We start from the raw sequence: 3,560 nt of genomic DNA on the forward strand, positions 1-3,560 counted from the left end.
AGGGCCTGCGGCACGCCCAGGTCGTCGTCCATGGCCTCGGCGAAGGCGAGCGGCACCTCGGCGGCGGGCTCGACGACGCCGGCCTTCTCCACCACCGCGCCGCATCACCGCGACCCGGTCGCTGACCTGGCGGACGACGGCCAGGTCGTGCGCGACGAAGACGAGAGCGAGCCCGAGTTCGCGCTGCAACTCCCCCAGCAGGTCGACCACATGGGCCTGGGTGGTGACGTCGAGGGCCGAGACCGGCTCGTCGCAGACGATGACCCGTGGGTCGGCCGCGAGCGCCCGGGCGATGCCCACCCGCTGGCGCTGCCCACCGCTGAACTCGTGGGGATAGCGGTCGTAGTGCGCCGCTTCGAGCCCCACGCGCTCCAGCAATTCGCCCACGCGCTCCCGGATGCGCCCCTCCTGCCGCTCACCGCGTGCGCGCAGCGGGTCGGCGATGGACTCGCCCACGCTGCGGCGGGGGTTGAGGGAGGAGACCGGGTCCTGGAAGACCATCTGCACGGCCGGGTTCACCCCGGTGTGCGGACGGCCCTCGAAGGTCAGCGATCCCGCCGTCGGCTCCAGCAGCCCGACGAGCATGCGCCCGAGGGTCGTCTTGCCGCTGCCGCTCTCGCCGACGACCCCGAGGGTCTCGCCTCGGCGCAGGACCAGCGACACGTCGTCCACGGCCGTGAACGCCCGCTTCCCGCGCCCGAACTCGCGCCTGAGGCCGGTCGCCTCCAGGACGACCTCCTCCGGGGCCGTCGAGGCCTTCCGGGGCGCGTCCAGCCGGGGGACGGCGGCCAGCAGTTCCCGGGTGTACGGCTGGGCCGGTGCGCCCAGCACGTCGGTGACCGGGCCGTGTTCGACCGCCCGGCCGTGCCGCATCACCAGCACCTCGTCGACGCTCTCGGCGGCGACGCCGACGTCGTGCGTGACGAGCAGCAGGCCCATGCCGGTCTCCTCGCGCAGCGTGTGCAGCAGGTCGAGGACCTGGGCCTGGACGGTCACGTCGAGGGCGGTCGTCGGCTCGTCGGCGATCAGCAGCCGGGGTTCGCACGCGAGCGCCATGGCGATCAGGGCGCGCTGGCGCATGCCACCGCTGAACTCGTGCGGCCGGGACCGGGACCGCCGGGCGGCGTCCGGGATGCCCACCCGGTCGAGGACCTCCACGGCACGCGCGCGTGCCGCCCGCCGGGACACCCGCGCGTGCACGCGGTACACCTCGGCGATCTGGTCTCCGATCGCGTAGTACGGGTCGAGGGAGGACAGCGGATCCTGGAACACCATGGCGGCCCGCCCGCCGCGCAGCCGCCGCAGTTCCTCGTCGGAGGCGCGCTGCACGTCGGTGCCGGCCACCTCGACCGTGCCCTCGACCCGCGCGCCGGTGCCGCGGTGCAGACCGAGCAGCGCGGACGCGACCGTCGACTTGCCGGAGCCGGACTCGCCGACCAGGGCCAGGGCGGCGCCCTCCTCCAGGCGGAAGGAGAGGCCGTCGACGGCACGCAGCGCGCCGAAGTCCACACGCAGGCCGGTCACGTCGACCAGGCTCATGTCAGCACCACCCGTCGGTCGGCCACCGCGTACAGGACGTCCGCGACGGCGTTGGCGAGGACCACGAAGAATCCGATGACCAGGACCATGCCGACCACGACCGGCAGGTCGACGACGTTGACGGCATGGACGAGTTCCTGTCCGATGCCGGGCAGGCCGAACAGCGTCTCGGTGAGCACCGCGCCGCCGATCGCCGACCCGACGTTGTTGGCGTTCAGCGCGATGACCGGCGCGAACGCGCCGCGCAGTGCGTGCCGCCCGACGATCGACCGTTCGCCGACGCCGTACGCGCGGAAGGTGCGGATGTGGTCCTCGGCCAGCGTCTCCAGCATCGAGGCCCGGGTCAGCCGGGCGAACGCGGCGGCCTCGATGAGGGCGAGCGACAACCAGGGCAGCAGCAGGTTCCACGCCCACTGTTCGGGGTCCTCGCCGAGCGCCACGTACTGCGGGAAGGGCAGCAGTTGCAGTTCCCCGCAGACGACGATCATCAGGACCAGGCCGATGACGAAGACCGGGGTGGCCGTGCCGGCGAGGGTGATGCCGGTCAGCACCCGCTCGGAGAACCGGCCGCGCCGCCAGGCGGAGAGCACACCGGTGCCGACGCCGAGGACCAGCCAGATGACCATCGCGCCGGCCACCAGGGACAGACTGACCGGGAGCTTGGCCAGGATCAGCTGCGTGACCTGCTGGTCGCTCTGGTACGACAGGCCGAGGCAGGGCGCGGAGCAGTGCTGCGCGGACGTGCCCGTGGAGTAGTCCTGCCCGGCGACGAGGCCCTGCAGGAAATGCCCGTACCGCACGAACAACGGGTCGTCGAGGTTCAGTTGCCGGGCCACCTGGTGCACCTGTTCCGGTGAGCAGCGCGGACCGCAGGTGATCTGGGCGACGTTGCCGGGGGTGGCGTAGAAGACGACGTAGACGATCACCGAGATGACGAACAGGGTGAGGACGGCGCCGACGGCGCGGCGCAGGACGAAGCCGGTGAAGCCGTTCATGCCTTGCCTCCGTCGTCCGCTTTCGACTCCCGCCTGCGTCCCGTCCCGACGCGCAGCCGGGAGGCCGCGCGCGGGTCGAGGGCGGTGCGGATCCCGTCGCCGAGGACCGTGAGGGCGAGCACCGTGACGAACAGGGCGCCCGCGGGCAGCAGCAGGTACTGCGGGGCGGCCTGGTACCAGACGTCGGCGCTGGTGAGCATCTGCCCCCAGGAGGGCGTGGGCGGCTTCACGCCCACGCCGAGGAAGGACAGCGCGGCCTCGACGGTGATGTTCGTCGGGACGAGCAGCGCGGCGTACGTGATGACGGGCGCGGCGATCCCGGGCAGGAGTTCGCGGCGGGCGATGCTCCAGGTGCCCCAGCCGCTGAGCCGGGCCGCGGCGACGTGGTCGAGTTCCTTGAGGGTGAGCGTCTGCGCCCGCACGATCCGGGCGATGTTGCCCCAGCTGATCAGGCCGATGACGAGCGCGACGAGCACGGGCCGCGGGAAGCTCGACGGCACGATCGCGAGCAGCGCCAGCGACATGATCATGAGCGGCATGGCGACGATGACGTCCGTGAACCGGCTCAACAGTTGATCAACCCATCGCTTCCCGAGTGCGGCCGCGACGCCCAGGGTGACTCCGAGGGCGACCTGCACGACCGTGGCGGCCAGGGCGACGCCCAGGGAGACGCGTGCGCCGTACACCAGCCGGGCGAACAGGTCGCGGCCGGTCTGCGGTTCGACGCCGAACCAGTGGTCGGCGCTCGCGCCGCCGAGGGACCCGATGGGCACACCGCCGCGCGCGGAGTCCACCAGGGAGGGGTGGTAGGTGGTCGGGTCCTGGCCTTCCAGGGCGGTGAGCAGCGGCGCTGCGAGCGCGACCAGGACGAGCAGCGCGACGACTGCGGCCGCGACGAGGGCGGCGCGCTGAGTGCGCAGCCGCCGCCAGAACTGACGGGCCCCCGAGGCGGCACCAGCCGCTGGGGCGGCTTCTTCCGACCCGTCGACATCGATCACGTCCTGATGCTGTTCGAGTTCCGCAGGG

Annotated in this window: 3 protein-coding genes; all 3 read right to left on the minus strand. The window is 72.7% G+C overall.

Going from position 1 to position 3,560, the window contains the following annotated elements; all coding sequences use genetic code 11:
- A partial coding sequence (locus ABT116_RS40825) for a dipeptide ABC transporter ATP-binding protein (protein ID WP_351645189.1) occupies nucleotides 1-1,539 on the minus strand: 1,539 nt, incomplete at its 3' end.
- Complete coding sequence (locus ABT116_RS40830) at nucleotides 1,536-2,534, minus strand: ABC transporter permease (protein WP_351645192.1); 999 nt, start codon at nucleotides 2,532-2,534, stop codon at nucleotides 1,536-1,538. The genes ABT116_RS40830 and ABT116_RS40825, both read right to left, overlap by 4 nt.
- On the minus strand, nucleotides 2,531-3,532 hold the full coding sequence (locus ABT116_RS40835) for an ABC transporter permease (protein WP_351645194.1): 1,002 nt from the start codon (nucleotides 3,530-3,532) through the stop codon (nucleotides 2,531-2,533). Before ABT116_RS40835 ends, ABT116_RS40830 begins: the two co-directional genes overlap by 4 nt.
- Nucleotides 3,533-3,560 lie beyond the last annotated feature (28 nt).

Source organism: Streptomyces sp. NPDC002130 (assembly GCF_040296465.1).
Taxonomy (GTDB): domain Bacteria; phylum Actinomycetota; class Actinomycetes; order Streptomycetales; family Streptomycetaceae; genus Streptomyces.